Origin of the sequence: Alkalihalophilus pseudofirmus (assembly GCF_029094545.1) — a bacterium.
GTDB classification, from domain to species: Bacteria; Bacillota; Bacilli; order Bacillales; family Bacillaceae_D; genus Alkalihalophilus; species Alkalihalophilus pseudofirmus.
In genome coordinates, this window is the sequence record NZ_CP117835.1 from 1,401,100 (window position 1) to 1,416,412 (window position 15,313).

At 37.5% G+C, this 15,313-nt stretch carries 16 protein-coding genes and 1 riboswitch; of the genes, 14 read left to right on the forward strand and 2 right to left on the reverse strand.

Annotated features, from left to right (window positions below; all coding sequences use genetic code 11):
* Positions 1–3 precede the first annotated feature (3 nt).
* From PQ478_RS07265 to PQ478_RS07300, 8 genes are all read left to right on the forward strand, one after another.
* A complete protein-coding gene (locus PQ478_RS07265) occupies positions 4–1,185 on the forward strand; it encodes a LuxE/PaaK family acyltransferase (protein ID WP_289236304.1) in 1,182 nt (393 codons plus the stop codon).
* Positions 1,178–1,585, forward strand: a complete 408-nt coding sequence (locus PQ478_RS07270) for an iron-sulfur cluster assembly scaffold protein (protein WP_289236305.1) — start codon at positions 1,178–1,180, stop codon at positions 1,583–1,585. Before PQ478_RS07265 ends, PQ478_RS07270 begins: the two co-directional genes overlap by 8 nt.
* Complete coding sequence (locus tag PQ478_RS07275; RefSeq protein ID WP_289236306.1) at positions 1,578–2,738, forward strand: cysteine desulfurase family protein; 1,161 nt, start codon at positions 1,578–1,580, stop codon at positions 2,736–2,738. Before PQ478_RS07270 ends, PQ478_RS07275 begins: the two co-directional genes overlap by 8 nt.
* A 52-nt stretch (positions 2,739–2,790) precedes the next feature.
* Positions 2,791–3,711, forward strand: coding sequence for a peptidase U32 family protein (locus tag PQ478_RS07280; protein WP_289236307.1), 921 nt, complete (start codon positions 2,791–2,793; stop codon positions 3,709–3,711).
* A 14-nt stretch (positions 3,712–3,725) separates the two neighbouring features.
* Positions 3,726–4,625 carry a hypothetical protein gene (locus tag PQ478_RS07285; RefSeq protein WP_289236308.1) on the forward strand — a complete coding sequence of 300 codons (900 nt, stop codon included), beginning with the start codon at positions 3,726–3,728 and terminating at the stop codon, positions 4,623–4,625.
* A 13-nt stretch (positions 4,626–4,638) separates the two neighbouring features.
* On the forward strand, positions 4,639–5,796 hold the full coding sequence (locus tag PQ478_RS07290; protein WP_289236309.1) for an ABC transporter permease: 1,158 nt from the start codon (positions 4,639–4,641) through the stop codon (positions 5,794–5,796).
* 637 nt (positions 5,797–6,433) lie between these two features.
* The gene (locus PQ478_RS07295; RefSeq protein ID WP_354004545.1) at positions 6,434–6,850 is read left to right on the forward strand and encodes an MATE family efflux transporter; all 417 of its coding nucleotides are present in this window, start codon (positions 6,434–6,436) and stop codon (positions 6,848–6,850) included.
* A gap of 275 nt (positions 6,851–7,125) precedes the next feature.
* Entirely contained in the window at positions 7,126–7,845 is a 720-nt protein-coding gene (locus tag PQ478_RS07300) for a DUF421 domain-containing protein (RefSeq protein WP_289236310.1), read from the forward strand.
* 281 nt (positions 7,846–8,126) lie between these two features.
* On the opposite strand, the gene PQ478_RS07305 is transcribed toward PQ478_RS07300, so the two are convergent.
* Together PQ478_RS07305 and PQ478_RS07310 are read right to left on the reverse strand one after the other, a co-directional pair.
* Positions 8,127–8,429: a spore coat protein gene (locus PQ478_RS07305; protein WP_289236311.1), complete on the reverse strand. Its 303-nt coding sequence runs from the start codon at positions 8,427–8,429 to the stop codon at positions 8,127–8,129.
* 4 nt (positions 8,430–8,433) lie between these two features.
* On the reverse strand, positions 8,434–8,646 hold the full coding sequence (locus tag PQ478_RS07310) for a hypothetical protein (RefSeq protein WP_238457430.1): 213 nt from the start codon (positions 8,644–8,646) through the stop codon (positions 8,434–8,436).
* Between the two features lie 148 nt (positions 8,647–8,794).
* A riboswitch (cobalamin riboswitch) is annotated at positions 8,795–8,975 on the forward strand.
* Positions 8,976–9,180: 205 nt separating this feature from the next.
* Between PQ478_RS07310 and PQ478_RS07315 the strand changes: the two genes are divergently transcribed.
* The 6 genes from PQ478_RS07315 to PQ478_RS07340 are packed head-to-tail and all read left to right on the forward strand — an operon-like array spanning position 9,181 to position 15,312.
* Positions 9,181–10,176 (forward strand): ABC transporter substrate-binding protein, encoded by a 996-nt coding sequence (locus PQ478_RS07315; RefSeq protein ID WP_289236312.1) that lies wholly within the window; start codon positions 9,181–9,183, stop codon positions 10,174–10,176.
* The gene (locus PQ478_RS07320) at positions 10,139–11,197 is read left to right on the forward strand and encodes a FecCD family ABC transporter permease (protein WP_289236313.1); all 1,059 of its coding nucleotides are present in this window, start codon (positions 10,139–10,141) and stop codon (positions 11,195–11,197) included. Before PQ478_RS07315 ends, PQ478_RS07320 begins: the two co-directional genes overlap by 38 nt.
* Positions 11,198–11,230: 33 nt before the next feature.
* Complete coding sequence (locus PQ478_RS07325; protein ID WP_289236314.1) at positions 11,231–12,700, forward strand: heme ABC transporter ATP-binding protein; 1,470 nt, start codon at positions 11,231–11,233, stop codon at positions 12,698–12,700.
* Positions 12,697–13,656 (forward strand): adenosylcobinamide-phosphate synthase CbiB, encoded by a 960-nt coding sequence (gene cbiB / locus PQ478_RS07330; protein ID WP_289236315.1) that lies wholly within the window; start codon positions 12,697–12,699, stop codon positions 13,654–13,656. Before PQ478_RS07325 ends, cbiB begins: the two co-directional genes overlap by 4 nt.
* Complete coding sequence (gene cobD, locus PQ478_RS07335) at positions 13,643–14,719, forward strand: threonine-phosphate decarboxylase CobD (RefSeq protein WP_289236316.1); 1,077 nt, start codon at positions 13,643–13,645, stop codon at positions 14,717–14,719. The genes cbiB and cobD overlap by 14 nt, the downstream gene beginning before the upstream one ends.
* Complete coding sequence (locus tag PQ478_RS07340; protein ID WP_289236317.1) at positions 14,713–15,312, forward strand: bifunctional adenosylcobinamide kinase/adenosylcobinamide-phosphate guanylyltransferase; 600 nt, start codon at positions 14,713–14,715, stop codon at positions 15,310–15,312. Before cobD ends, PQ478_RS07340 begins: the two co-directional genes overlap by 7 nt.
* The last annotated feature ends 1 nt before the right edge of the window (position 15,313 follow it).

A 15,313-nucleotide genomic window follows, 5' to 3' on the forward strand; every position in this document is an offset into this window, starting at 1 on the left:
AAAATGGAATTTGTAACTACTATTAAAGAAGCGGGTCTTTCACCAGTAAATACATTAATCGGTAGTGCAAGTGAACTATACAAGCTACCCTATGAAACTGCCTGTGAATTAAAAGGGCAAGTAATTGCTGAAAATTTCAAGCATCACTATGAGAACAATGATTTTTATAGAGACGCTTGTTTGAAAAAAGGTGTTACTCCTGAGGATGTAAAAGGATTTGAAGATTTAACTAAGATTCCTTTAATTCCAGTAGGGACATTTAAACAATGTGACTCACACCTTCTACTAACTTCTAAAATGACAGATATTGAGTTTGAAATGAGAAGTACTGGAACAAGCGGTATTCCAAGTGTGTCACGAAGAGATGTAAAGACCATGGATAACGCTAGTGATGGCATTATTAAAATGTATAGAGAATTCTTCCAAGCATCTAGAGGAATGGGACTATTCTTATTCCCTCCTACTGAAGAGATGCCTGAAATGGGTATGGTTAAAGTATTAAATGTATTTGCAGGTTTATTTGATGGTAGTGTGAACCTAGTTAAAAAAGTTTCATTTAATCCACAAGAAGCTGTAGAGCGTCTAAATAACTGGGAAGGTATGCATACTCGTCATATTGTAGGGCCACCATTCTTAATTCATAGATTACTAAAGTATTTGATGGATAATGACATAAAATTAAAACTTGATAATAAGAGTTTTATTGTGACTTTAGGTGGGTGGAAAAGGTTTACTGGACAACAAATTTCAAGAGAAGAATTCAATAAGCGTTGTGAAGAGTATTTAGGCGTGAAGCAAAGTAATGTACGTGACATGTATGGTTTAGTAGAAGCAAACATGCTTGCTATCGAATGCGATCAGCATAAAAAACATATGCCGCCTTGGGTACATATTTCTATAAGAAATCCTAAGAATGTTCTAGAGGAGGTAAACCCTGGAGAGAGAGGGGTTATAGCTATATTTGATCCTACCTCTACTTCATACCCAGGATTTATCTTAACTGAGGATGTCGGGTATATTCATACTGATGAAGCATGTACATGTGGACGTTCAGGTCAAATGCTTCATTATATTTCAAGATTACCAGGAGTCGAAGTAGGTTGTTGTGCAATAAATCTTGAAAAATATATTGAAGAAAATGAAGAGAAAATGAAAAAAATGGCTGGTGAACTGGAACATGTATAATGATAAGATTTGTGATCATTTCATGAACCCTAGAAATATCGGTGTATTGGAAAAACCTGATTATATAGTGGAAATTGGAAATCCTATTTGCGGGGATACTATTCATCTATATTTAGAAGTGAAGAGTAAGAAAGTTACCGATATAAAATTTCAGGCGTATGGTTGTACAGGATCCATTGCAACAGCTAGCATCCTTTCAGAAGTAATTAAAGGTAGTACATTTGAAGAAATCAGTTCGTACAATAAAGAATTTGTTACTGAATCTTTAGGGGAATTAGAGCCTTCTCAAATGCATTGTATTGATATTGGAATCAATATACTTAGTTATTCTTCTGAACCTTGGAAGCACATTAAAGTGAAAACTGATTATTTAGTTGAAGAAGGTGAGCTGGTTGAATAGAACAGCTTATCTTGATAACAATGCAACTACACCACTTAGAGAGCCAGTGCTGAACAAAATGCTGCCATATTTGAAGGATTCCTACGGGAATCCTTCAGCTTTATACAATCTAGGTAAAGCAGCTAAAGAAGCGGTTATACAAGCCAGGAAAAATGTTGCTGCTTTAATTGACTCAGAAGAAGAGCAAGTTATCTTTACGTCTGGTGGTTCTGAAGCTAATTCAACAATTTTAAAAGGCTATTGCTTAGGGAAGAAAAAAAAGAAGGGTCATGTGATAATTTCTTCTATTGAGCACCCAGCCGTATTAAGAGCATGTGATTACTTAAAGTCTGAACATGATTATGAAGTAACAATATTGCCTATTAGTTCTAGTGGGATAGTCAATGTGTTCGATTTAAGAAATAGCATTCAAAAGAACACCGTTTTGGTTAGCATTATGATGATTAACAATGAGTTAGGCAGTATACAACCAATTATGCAAATAGGAGAAATTTGCGAAGAGGAAGGTATACATTTTCATTGTGATGCTGTTCAAGCAGTGGGTAAACTATCTATTTCAGTTAAAGAGTTAAGAGTGAACAGCCTTTCTTTATCCGCACATAAATTCGGTGGTCCTAAAGGGATAGGGGCACTATTTATTAATGATAAAGAAAGTGTGATTCCTCTCATTCATGGTGGGGGTCAAGAATTTGATTTTAGATCTGGAACTGAAAATGTAGCGGGAATAGTAGGTTTAGGGGCAGCGGCATCAATAATAAACAATGAAATAGAAAAGGTCACCCAACATTTTTTTGAATTGAGAGATGAATTCTTGAAAGGTTTGAGCAGTTTAGAGGAATGGGAGATAAACGGCAATTTAGATTTATCTTATCCCTCTACCTTAAATGTTTCTTTTAAGCATATAAGAGGAGAAGCACTTGCAACAATGTTAAATCTACATGGTATTTCAATATCTATTGGTTCAGCATGCAGTAGTTCTTCTCCAAAACAATCTCACGTATTAACTTCATTAGGGCTAGATGATCAAACAATAAAAAGTTCAGTTAGGTTTAGCTTTGGATACCAAACTACAGTAGATGAAGTAAGGTATGCTGCTGAAACTTGTATTAAAGTTGTAAACCAGCTTCGATCACTTTCAACACAACATATATAAGGAGTACTACATGAATTCTCTAAAACTTATTGCCCCAGTAAGGTCGTCATTTATGATGAAACAAATGTTAGAAGCAAAAGTAGATGAAGTACATTTAGGACTTAAAGCCTCCCAACTCATTAATTTATCATATGATAGTAGGTATCAATTCGTGAATGGTATACCTACTCAAGTTGAGAACTTAGATGAATTAAACGAAATAACCAAAATTAGTCATGAAAATAATGTGACAGTAAATTTTATGGCTAATAGTAAGTACGTGCCTGAATCTTTAAGGGAAGATTATCTTTCACATATCAAACTAGCTGTAGAAGCTGGAGTTAATAGAGTCACGGTTTCAAACCTTAGCGCACTAAACTGGTTAGCTGAAGCAGATTTAGGTATTCCAATTGATATAGGAACTTTTATGGCTGCTACGAATATGGGGTATTTCCGATACTTAGAAAGCATGGGAGTGCAAAGGGTCGGTATACCACAAGGAATGACATTAGATGAAATAAGTGATATATCTGCTAAAACAAATTTGGAATTAATAGTTACAGGAAATTTTGGTGGAGGAAATGTATGTGGCCATTGCAGGCTAGAAGAATGCCCTACAGATAAAGAAATTGGGCAAGGGTGTAGAACATCGTATAAAGTAACAGATTTATTCAGCGGGGTAGATTTAGAGAACGGTCAAGTATTAGATGGTGCAACTGACTGTAGTTTGTGTAGTATACCAGAGCTAATCGATGCTGGCGTTGGCTATATTAAGTTAATAGGTCGTGAGGTGCCAAACCCTATAACTACTTCGAAAATATGCCAAATATATAAAACATGGATTACAGAAGTTGAAAAAGGCAGAACTAGTGAAGACATTTATAGTTCTCTGGATGATGAAGATTTGATGTGGAATATGATGTGGAAACCAAGGTTCTGTGAAAAGAAAAGATGTTCTTATCTTCAGACCCCTGTTACTAACTCTTATGTTTAAGTGTGGTGGATATTTTGCAAAAGAAGCAATTAAAGATTTCTGATACTTCTATTAGAGCAAGTGAAGCTTTTGAATTAGAATGGGATGAAATGGTTATTGGCAATCCAAGCTGCTACCATAAATTTATGCAACCGGCTGATATTGAGTTTTGGGTAGAGTATACCAATAAGAAAAACATTACGTTAGTCGTTGAACTTCCTGTAGTTTTTCAAAGTCACCTTGAAGCCTTAATTGATTTTGTAAGGGTTTTAATTAATAAATATCATATTAAGTCGTTTATAATCAATGATTTTGGCATGTTATATGAAATGAATAGATTTGAAGGTAACTCACTTAACATTAGACTTGGCCAATTGCTCAATTATAACCAATATAACTCACCTTGGAGTGATAGAAGCCTAAAACATGAATTAGAAAATATAAAAGTTATAACTAAAGAAAGCAGTTTAGAGGCAGAGTCCATATTAGATTTAATAACGTTATGGAATGTATGTGAAGTTGAAGTTAACCTGAACACCATTTCAGAAAAAGAAAAAATTAAATATCAAAGATACGGGGTAACTGTAAGTGGGGTAGTTAATGCTCAATTATTAGCTGTCAGTAGATCCTGTCATGCAGTAAGGCTATTCGATGGAGAAGTAGGTAGCTGCCAATCATTATGTAACAAGCCATTAAATTTAGAGGCGTTATATAAGTGGGAAAGGTATGACGACCAACTAAAGCGTATGTCTTTAGAAACAAGAAATTCCTTATCCTCATTAAAACTAGTAGGTAATAGTATTTGGTTAGGGAAAAGTCTCTCTGGGAGAAATATTGATCTTCTTAACACAGTATCTTTTGACTTAAGAGTTCAAGAACCACAAGTATTAATCGAGAATTATAGTTCTCTATTTTCAAAAAAGGTCTTAACATAGGTGGAGAAAAGCGATGAAGGTATTCAAAGATCTCATCATGCAAAAAACTACTCTTGTAGCAATTGGTGCTCTTTTATTATTCCAATTAGTTTTCGGTATAGTTTGGCTTACTAGTTATAGTGAAGTACATCAAAGAACTAATCTAGCCACAATTGGGGTCATTAGTGAGAGGGTTGAAGTTAAAGAATTGCTCAACCTGGAAAGCCAAATAGATTTCAATATTAACTATTATGAACAGTTGGACAGTGCCCTTGCTGACTTACAGAGTAACGATATTTTTTTGATCATTCATTTTGACGATGAATTTGCAACTAATTTAGCAACTGAACAAGTTTCTACTTTAAGATATTATATAAACGATGCAAACTCTTTAATGGTAGAGGGTATTGTCACACCGGTGATGATAAGTGTCACAGCAGCTGTTGATAAATTGAATTTACTCAATAGTACGGCTAACATATTGGGATCATTGAATATGCCTCAAGAACAAACTGAGGAAACGCTACAAGTCCTTGCATCTGGTATTGGTTCTACAGTAGAGACTCTAAATCCTATTGAAACGCATGCGGAGAAAATGATACCTCTTATGGTAGTGTTATCTTCATTTGTCGGTTCCATGGTGATGGCTATGTTTATGAATCAGTCAGTAATTTCCTTAAGGACAAAACCATGTTGTAAATGGAAATTGTATGTGTCATGGCTTATTGTAAATCTTCTCAGTGCTATTGTAATTGGATTGATTTCAGGTTTTATAATCTTACTCAGTAATTTGAGTTTTAATGATTTTAGTTTCTTAAATTTCTGGTTGTTCCAATCCATAAGCTTATTATCTTTTATGTTAATAACTGCTTTATTCTTGATATTGTTTAATCAGCTGGGGATGGCTATTAATATTTTTCTTTTGTCCACTCAATTGGTTACGTCAGGAATATTGGTTCCTCAGTTATTCTTAACAGATTTTTATCAAGGTCTTAGCAATTGGCTACCAGCAACTTATATGGCTTCTGGAATATATAAGATATTGTTTACTGATATGAAGGTAACTGGAGAGATCACGAATCTAGTCATATCGATAGCGCTTAGTTTAGTAGCAATATTTATTGTAATATTAATACAGTCGAAACTTAAAGAAGTAAAGAAAAATAAAGTGAAAAGTACTGTGGGTATTTAAATTAAATATATAGTTTAAAGGACGCATTAATTTTATTAATGTGTCTTTTTGAATTCATTTTACAAGAGTTCTTTTGTACAGGCAGCCTCATCAATCATCAAACTAATATTAAGCCCATAATAAGAACCATTAACACCGCCTGAAGTATTCTTGTAATGAGCTGATAGGGAATAGCCTTTCTTTAAGAGAGAGGAATAAATAGAAGAGTAAGGCTTCTTAATATAGCCTAATTGATAGGACCCTTGGCCTGTAACAGTAACAATTACAGCAACTGCATTAGGGAATTCACAAAACTAAGTCACTTGCTGCACAGTACAACGATACTAACAGGGAAGATCTATTAAAGACCACGTACCAAGGAGAATATTGGTATTGTGTACCAATGATTCTCTATTAATAAATTGACCACAAATTGACCACACAATTAAATTATTAATAATAAACAAGGGTGAACTTAAGTAAATAAGTTCACCCTTGTTACATATTCAAATTGCCTAAAGTAAAGCATTTGACCCTGCAGTTTCACAAAGTTAATTGCTTACTTATATGCAGGGCATGATGCCTATTGTGGGCTATAACTACGGCGCCAAGCAGTTTGAGAGGATGCGAGAAACGATATGGCTAACATTAAAAGTCGTTGTCATTTCGTCTCGCCATCTTTTTATCGATGATGATTTTCCCTGCTTGGTTTATGAGAATCTATACAGCAGATCGGGAAGTCATTGAAGCTGGTGCTAGTGCGATGCGGATTTTATTCTTAACCTTCTTTGTTGTCGGTGTGCAAGTGGTCGCCGGAGGACTGTATCAGGCGCTCGGGAAACCAAAGCCAGCCTTGATCTTGTCGCTTTCTAGACAAATCTTATTCCTGATTCCGCTCGTATTAATACTGCCTCGTTTCTTTGGAGTCAGCGGGGTGTGGATTGCGTTTCCGATTGCTGATGTGCTGTCATTTGTGTTAGCGTCTGCGCTGTTATATAAGGATAGGGATACGATTTTAGTTAAGGGACGTGCTGAAGTTGAAAGCGAAGAAAAAGTTATTGGGATAACAAATTAAGGCAATCAATTTTAAATTGCTTTTGGCTTTAGCCGAACATTACCCCTCGACTTTTTGTTAGAGAAAATGCTTTTAAGACGATTGCGTTTAACGTAATCGTCTTTTCATATTTAACTTAGGATATGGATTACTAATAGGAATTGTTTAGTAACAAAAATGATAATTAGAATTCGAAAGTAATAACTGGAAGTCCGATTGGGGATAACTACTATGAAACTCATGCAATAAATCTTATTCTGCTTATATACTCTTAAAGAAGGAATAGGTGAAAACATATGGAGGTCTTAAAAGAGTCAGCTATTATCTTAGCGAGAATTATTACGATTTTCCCCTTATTTTTAATAGTAACACAGTATATGGGCAAACGTTCGATTGGAGAAATGCCTATTTTCGATTTTCTTATCATTATGACCTTAGCCAATGTGGTAGGAGCAGACATTGCTGATCCCAAAGTTGATCATATTTATACATATTTAGCTATTATAGTGATTCCTCTAATACAAAGATTTATTGCCTATTTATCCATAACCCACCGGAAGATAGGGAAAAATATCACATTTGAACCCACATTAGTTATACAAGATGGAAAGCTTTTAGTGGAAAATTTAAAAGGAATTAGGTATACCATCGACAATGTGCTGCAAATGTTACGACAAAAAAATATTTTTGATATAAATGAGGTGAAAATAGCAATTATCGAAGCAAACGGTCAAATAAGTGTGTTGAAAAAAGATAATAAATTGGGAGTAACCATTGAGGATATGAATGTACAAAAGAAAAGTAAAAGTTTGTCATATCCCTTAATCGTAGAAGGGAAAATTTACGAAGATATCTTAATCTATTTAGGTTTAAATCGGCAATGGTTAATTGCTGAATTACAAAAAAGTCGGGTTGCTCAAGTAAATCGCGTCTTCTTCGCTTCCATTAATGATGACCAAGAACTTCACGTATCCTTAAACAATGAACAGCAGCAAATGCCGACTATTTACAACTAATTGAGGGTCCGTTTCAAACTCGTTACTTTCTAATGTTCTTCACAAGAGTAACTCAAATACAAAGCAATTTGCTTCACAGTAGAACAATAGCATTTAAAGAAAAATGAATTTATTATCACACTAAGTAAGGAAACCTTATGATAAAAAAAGCGGTGAGACCCTGCATTACTATAGTAATGCGGAGTCTCACCAGCCCTTCTAAGGAACAAAGGTGTATGTCAGTCAACATATTAAAATGAGTCGTTATGTTCGAAAGACTCGTTATGAAAACATTTTTATTGTTATTTTGAAGTTGGCATCTCAAGAGCAAGTTTTGCTTTTTCTAGGTCATGACTGACTTGCTCGTCAACATCATAAGCATGATACATTTCCTGCTCAATCATATAGGTAGCCACCTCATGATGTAATTGGATCGTTTCATCTAGTTGTTTCTTTAAAATTTTATGGATCTCAGGGCTTGCTGTTTCCGTAATCGCTACTGCATAGCTCCTTACAGCTGCTTTTGCAGTTACTAGAAGATCTGTTGCAATGACCTCATCATTAATTAAATCTTTATTATTGATTTTATCAAGAATACTAGACATAAGCTTATTCTCCTTTCTCTACTTTTTCTAAAATAGTACGCAATTCTTTAACAGCCTCTTGAGATGCAGCGGCATCTTTTTGTAGCAATTGTTTTAGTTTCTTGTCAGAAGCCAGCCCTTGCATCATTGAGGATTTTGCAGCACTAGCTGATTTAATTGTCAGCATTTCATGAACTTCTAACACTTCATGAGCTGCGTAGTTTGTTTTTGCCATCATTGTTGCCTCCTTGTTGTTTTAGAATGTAATGTATGAATTCCACTGTTTTATAAAATAAAACCTATTAATTTTTTATTGATAGACAAAATGTTTAAAAAATAGTGTCGAATACGTGGTGATCATGTATAATAAAGATACTTATTAACAATCTCATATAGCACATCTAGGTCACTTTGTTATAGAAGTGATAATAGGGAAGTTGGTGTAAATCCAACGCGGTCCCGCCACTGTAAATGCTTGATTGCCTGCACATCCACTGTCAATTTGATGGGAAGGGGAAGTAATCGATAAGCATGAGTCAGGAGACCTGCCTAGGTGTTTCGTGTGAAACCTTCGAGGAAAAGGGGAAGCGGTCTAAAACGACTCTATTTTATCTCATTTCAAAAATGGAGTAAGATTAGTACTACTTTAATGTGTAAGCACTCCTCGGCATGGAGTGCTTTTTTGTGTATATGCCGCCTAATTCAACAATATGTTCCACAGAAGAGCTAGAGAGAGAAAATAAGTAATACTACATATTTAGGAGAGGATTTTATGTTGAAAAAGTGGTATGCAATTCTTGCCGCACTTATGCTTGCTTTTGTTTTAACTGCTTGTGGGGAGACAACAGATACAGAGGAGAGTACTGAGCCTGTTGATACAGAAGAAGCAGGTGAAGAAAATGTTGAGAGTGAGAGTGGAGAAACGGGAGATTTTCCTAGAACTGTAACTGATGCTTTGGGAGAAGAGGTTGTTATTGAAGAGAAGCCTGAGAAAATTGTTTCCCTCATTCCTAGTATTACTGAGACATTGTTTAAAATTGAGCAAGGAGAATATGTGGTAGGTCGTACAGATTGGGACAACTATCCTGAAGAAGTCTTAGATATTGAGAGCGTAGGAGATATGAACTTTGATGTCGAGCGTGTCCTATCCCTTAGTCCTGATCTTGTTTTATCCCATGAATCAAATGCACATAGTTCAACTGAAGGATTAGATCAAATCCGTGCTGCTGGTATTCCGGTAGTTGTCATTAACGATGCCAGTTCCATTGATGCCGTATATGAGGCTATCACAATGATTGGAGAAGCATCTGGCGGAGATCAAGAAGCAGCTTCTACCATCGAAGAGATGAAAGAACGTTTTGCAGCTATTGAAGAAAAAGCTTCAGAAATTAGTGAGGAAGACCAGGTAGATGTATGGGTTGAAGTGTCAGATGAGTTATATACAGCTGGAAGCGAAACGTTTATTGATGAAATGCTTACTCTAATTCGTGCTAATAATATTGCTGATACGGAGCAGGGTTGGCCGCAATTTACTGAAGAGGAAGTAGTCACTTTGAATCCACAAGTGATTATTACAACTTACGGGTATTACGTTGAAAATGCTGATGAGAAAATTAAAGAACGTGCCGCTTGGCAAGATGTAGATGCCGTTAAAAATGAGCGTATTTATGATGTGCAATCTGATGAAGTCACAAGGTCAGGTCCGCGTCTTGTAAAAGGAGTAGAGGAACTTGCGTCAGTCATTTATCCAGAGGTATTTGGCGAATAATCACTTTATTGCCTATACAGCAGTACTAATATTTTGTTTTACAGCGTTTATCATAAGCATCGGAAAGGGAAGTGTTGAACTTCCCTTTTCTACCGTTATACACATCGTTTTACAAGAAGGATTACATATACCGCTCAATGCAGTCCTAGATCCTATGCATGTGAATATCGTGATGGAAATCAGGCTTCCGAGGACGCTGCTTGCTATGATGGTCGGCGCTTGTTTAGCCGTTGCTGGAGCAGCCTTTCAAGGTTTTCTTAAAAATCCCCTTGCTGATCCTTATACATTAGGGGTTTCATCAGGGGCTGCAGTTGGTGCGGTGGTCGTATTATTTTTTGGCATCAGCTTGCCGATTATTGGTCAGTTCACATTACCTTTTGTCAGTATTATTTCAGGCTTTTTGACTCTATTTTTAGTTATAGGGTTTGCTAGAATCGTTCAGCGTTCGATGTCGGCTGAGACGATTATTTTAGCAGGAATTATTTTCAGCTCGTTTTTAGGCGCATTTATCTCCTTGATGATTTCATTAACAGGTGATGAGCTGCGGCAGATTATTAATTGGCTGATGGGCAGTGTGGCTATGCGAGGATGGCCCTATGTATACATGATTGTTCCTTGTTTTCTAATTGGTTTTATTATGTTGTTTTTTAACCGGCATGAACTCAATGCACTAGCATTTGGTGAAGAAACAGCCCGTCAATTAGGTGTGAACTTAAAGGTGCGTAAATTGACCATATTACTTGGTGCTACAATCGTTACAGGAGGTGCAGTAGCTGTTTCAGGCACGATTGGATTCGTAGGTTTAGTCATTCCGCATCTGACGAGATTGCTTTGGGGAAGCGACCATAAGCATTTGATTCCGCTCTCAATGTTTGTGGGTGCAGGATTTTTAGCCTTAACGGATCTAACGGCAAGAACAGTTTTAGCGCCAACAGAGCTGCCAATCGGAGTGATAACGGCGATTATAGGCGGGCCAGTATTTGCGCTTATTTTGTTAAAACAACGCAAGATTGGAAGATAAAACGTAATTATGAAAGAGAAAGGAGGAACGTAATTGTTAAATATAACTAATTTAACATTAAGCTACGGCGAAAAATGCGTGATTGAAAATGTATCTTTCAACGTAAATAAAGGAGAGATTTTTGGGATAGTTGGTCCTAATGGCAGTGGTAAAACGACTCTTTTAAAAGCGATTAGCGGCAGTCAGGAGCCCGTGCAGGGGAAGATCATTTTAAATGAAAGATCTCTCACAACCTATCATTCAAAGGAATTAGCTAAACTAATGGCAGTCCTGCCTCAGCAATCTGAGACGGCCTTTACGTATTCTGTATCGGATGTGGTGGCGCTTGGGAGGTATCCCTATCAAAAAGGATGGCTGCAAGGTCTGACGAAAGAGGACCATCAAGTGATCGAGCAAGCTCTTCGTCAGACCGGAACGGAAGGATTTAAAGACATACCGCTTCAATCATTAAGCGGCGGGGAGCGCCAGCGTGTGCTTTTAGCGAGAGCCTTAGCTCAGGAACCAGATATCTTATTACTAGATGAGCCAACGAATCACCTTGATATATCCTATCAAATGAGCTTATTGAATTCGCTTAAGCAATGGTCTAGGGATCGCAGCTTAACGGTCATTGCCGTTCTCCATGATTTAAATATGGCAAGCTTATACTGTGATCGAGTCTTGTTACTAGATGAAGGTCAGACAATCGCATTAAACGAACCGAGAAATGTGATGAAAAAAGAGTCTCTGACTGATGTGTATAAAACAGCGCTTGAGTGCGGAGAACATCCGGCTCATCCTTCACCATTGATTACATTTGTTCCTGAAACAGCTGATCAAGAAAGTCTCTCACCTATCGATCAATTACAGATAGAACAGAATGCACAGTGGATAAAAATAACGAGTCCTTATAGATGGAAGGCGTTATCATCTGCTGTATTAGGGGCAGGGTTCAGCTGGCATAATACGTTTGTTAATCGTCATGTGCATAAAGATTATCAGTGTGATGATGTCATTTCCGAATTTAGACATTACCTTACTGAACGTGAAGTGAGCGGTGAAGATGTGATGGGCATGATGACCGCGGCAATGTTAGAAGATGGAGTTATATTACGTGTGAATGAAAATGGATTAAATATGTTAGTCATGGTGACAGCAGGTACCTCAAATGCCGTCGATGCGACAAGAGCTTTTTCTCACCCGCAGATTGAAAGTAAGGTAGGTACAATAAATACTTGGGTATTTGTGGAAGGGAAGATGCCTGAGTCTGCATACGTTCAAGCGTTAATGACGGTAACGGAAGCTAAAAGTAAAGCGATGTTTGATGAAGGGATTAAAGATGAAGTCACCCAAACGATTGCGACCGGAACGTCTACTGACAGTGTAATGATTGCAGCTAGTCAGGAAGGGGAGGAATTTCCATATGCCGGGACCATTACTCCAGTTGGAAAGTTAATGGCTAAATTGGTATATGAAGCTACAAGAGAGGCGATTGTTAATAACAAAAAGAGGCGGGGGATATGATTTTAAATCATTTGTTGGCTCTAACTCTTGCAGTGATCATTGATCGTCTGATCGGCGACCCAAAATGGCTGCCGCACCCTGTCGTTGGGATGGGGAAAATCATCTCCTTCTTTGAAAAAAGATTGAACAAAGGAAGCCAACGTCGTGTTAAAGGGTTTATGATGATGCTTATTTTACTCATTATCAGCGGCGGTGTCCTCTTTATCATCGTTTATACTGCCTATTCCATTCATACCATGTTAGGAATTATGGTAGAGGCATGGTTTATTTCAACGACCATAGCTGCAAAAGGGTTAAAGCAAGCTGCGCTTGATGTATGGCAGCCTCTTATGAAAAATGACGTAATAGGAGCAAGGAAGTATTTGTCTTATATCGTAGGCCGTGATACTACGAATTTGAAGGAAGAAGAGATTACAAGAGCAACCATTGAAACGGTATCAGAAAATACGAGTGATGGGATTACTGCACCTTTATTTTATGCCCTGATTGGAGGTGCTCCCCTTGCTATGATTTACAGAGCCGTTAATACAGGCGATTCAATGGTAGGGTATAAAAATGAGAGATATTGTGAGTTTGGGTATGCAGCGGCGAAATTGGATGATCTTTTTAATTTGATTCCAAGCAGACTGACTGGATTAATGATGATTATGTTTAATCGTCCTGCGCTAAAACGCAGACGAACAGAGTGTTTCAATGTTCTCTTAAGAGATGCGAAGAAGCACCCGAGCCCAAATAGCGGATGGGGAGAAGCAGCAGCTGCGACACTAATGGGGATCCAGCTCGGCGGGAGAAATGTATATGGCGGACAAGTGTCAGAGCGAGCTAGAATGGGAGACTCATTAATTAAACTTCTTCCAGAACACATACTTGCTGCTAATCGCTTGATGATACGCACAGTGTTCGGATTCACAATTTTATTATGGATGATTGGGGGTATGTGGTATGTCCTTACCTGACCACGGCGCCAACCCTAAGATTTTTACGAAAGCATTAGGAGTGGCTTATGAAGAAGGCTCAATCGATTTTAGTGTAAACACGAACCCTTTAGGTATAAGCAATTATGCGAACCTTACTCAAAGTGATCTTAAAGACGCAATAAGTGCTTATCCAGAACCTCATGCTGAACAATTAACAGAAACTCTAGCGAAGCATCTAAAGGTTGATAAGAGCAGGCTGTTAGCAGGAAACGGAGCGGCAGAATTAATCTTTCATTTGGCCCATCTTTATCAAGGGAAAAAGGTGCTGTTGATAGAACCTGCGTTCAGTGAATATAGAGATGCATGTGAGGCTAATGGCTGTGAAATGGAATCGATCGTGTTAGAGGACCCCTGGAAAATAGATCTCAGACAATTAGAGGGGCGTCTAAATGAGGTTGACCTAATGTTTCTATGTGCGCCTAATAATCCGACAGGAACCACATACGAGATAGAAGAAATCCGAGCAATCCTCAACTTGGCCGCACAACATAACACGATGGTTGTAATAGATGAAGCATTTTATGATTTCCAGGAGAGTAAGCAAACCATCATAAAGGAAATTGAACAATGTAATCATTTAATCATTTTACGATCGATGACTAAAATGTATGGAATTGCAGGTGTACGCCTCGGTTATATGGCTGCGTCTCCTTCAATCATCCAACAAATAAGAAATATTCAGCCGCCTTGGAGTGTGAACGGGCTGGCTCAGCGAATCGGGCTTAACCTCCTGCAGGATTCATTATTTGTAAATGAAACAGCTGCATACATAAAAAAAGAAAGGCTGCAGATGATGACAGAGCTTCGGAGAATGGACTTTTGCGTGTCTGATTCTGTCGTTAATTTTTACTTGCTTAGTGAAAAAGATAAGCGGGATCTTAGACCGCTTATGATCTTTTTAATTGAACATAAAATTATTCCTAGACATACGTACTCTTTTAATGGGTTGAATGGACGTTATTTAAGGCTAGCTGTCAAAACGAGGGAGGAAAATGCAGCTCTCTTATCTGTGTTAAAAAAATGGCGGGATCAATCATGCTAACCTTTATAACAGGCGGAGTAAGAAGCGGAAAGAGTTCTTATGCGGAAAGACGTGCAGTAGATCTGTTCTATAAGGAGCTTTATCGAGTCAAACTGTTTAACAAAGAAAAGGGAGCATTGTATTATCTTGCAACCGGCCTGGCAGAGGATGATGAAATGAAGCAAAGAGTGGAAAAACATCAGCTTCAGCGGAGTAAAACATCCCCGCACTGGAGGGTGATTGAACAGAGTACAAATGTTGCAGAGAAGCTGCCGTTATTTAAACAAACAGATGTTATTTTGATTGATTGTTTAACCACTTTACTGACTAACGAATTATTCAACGATTGGCAGGATGAACCGGATAAATGGAAGGATGCTTTCTACCGGAAAAAAATAGAAACCAAGCTAAAATCGTTTATCACTCATTTAGCTAGAGGAGAATTCACGGCTGTTCTAGTGTCCAATGAGGTAAGTCATGAGCATTTTTTTGATGAATTACCTCTCGTTTATGCAAAGCTCTTAGGCACCTTGCACCAGCATGCAGTGTTCGAGTCAGATGAAGCGGTTCTAGTAGAGGCTGGAATTCCAATTGTAAAGAAAGGCAGGGAGTGAC

Bases quoted from the DNA above. Each gene is read 5' to 3' on its own strand.
- PQ478_RS07270 (WP_289236305.1), top strand. From the start codon at position 1,178: ATGTATAATGATAAGATTTGTGATCATTTCATGAACCCTAGAAATATC.
- PQ478_RS07305 (WP_289236311.1), bottom strand. From the start codon at position 8,429: ATGTCTAGTATTCTTGATAAAATCAATAATAAAGATTTAATTAATGAT.
- PQ478_RS07315 (WP_289236312.1), top strand. From the start codon at position 9,181: ATGTTGAAAAAGTGGTATGCAATTCTTGCCGCACTTATGCTTGCTTTT.
- PQ478_RS07265 (WP_289236304.1), top strand. From the start codon at position 4: ATGGAATTTGTAACTACTATTAAAGAAGCGGGTCTTTCACCAGTAAAT.
- cobD (WP_289236316.1), top strand. From the start codon at position 13,643: ATGTCCTTACCTGACCACGGCGCCAACCCTAAGATTTTTACGAAAGCA.
- cbiB (WP_289236315.1), top strand. From the start codon at position 12,697: ATGATTTTAAATCATTTGTTGGCTCTAACTCTTGCAGTGATCATTGAT.
- PQ478_RS07300 (WP_289236310.1), top strand. From the start codon at position 7,126: ATGGAGGTCTTAAAAGAGTCAGCTATTATCTTAGCGAGAATTATTACG.
- PQ478_RS07280 (WP_289236307.1), top strand. From the start codon at position 2,791: ATGATGAAACAAATGTTAGAAGCAAAAGTAGATGAAGTACATTTAGGA.
- PQ478_RS07310 (WP_238457430.1), bottom strand. From the start codon at position 8,646: ATGATGGCAAAAACAAACTACGCAGCTCATGAAGTGTTAGAAGTTCAT.
- PQ478_RS07290 (WP_289236309.1), top strand. From the start codon at position 4,639: ATGAAGGTATTCAAAGATCTCATCATGCAAAAAACTACTCTTGTAGCA.
- PQ478_RS07340 (WP_289236317.1), top strand. From the start codon at position 14,713: ATGCTAACCTTTATAACAGGCGGAGTAAGAAGCGGAAAGAGTTCTTAT.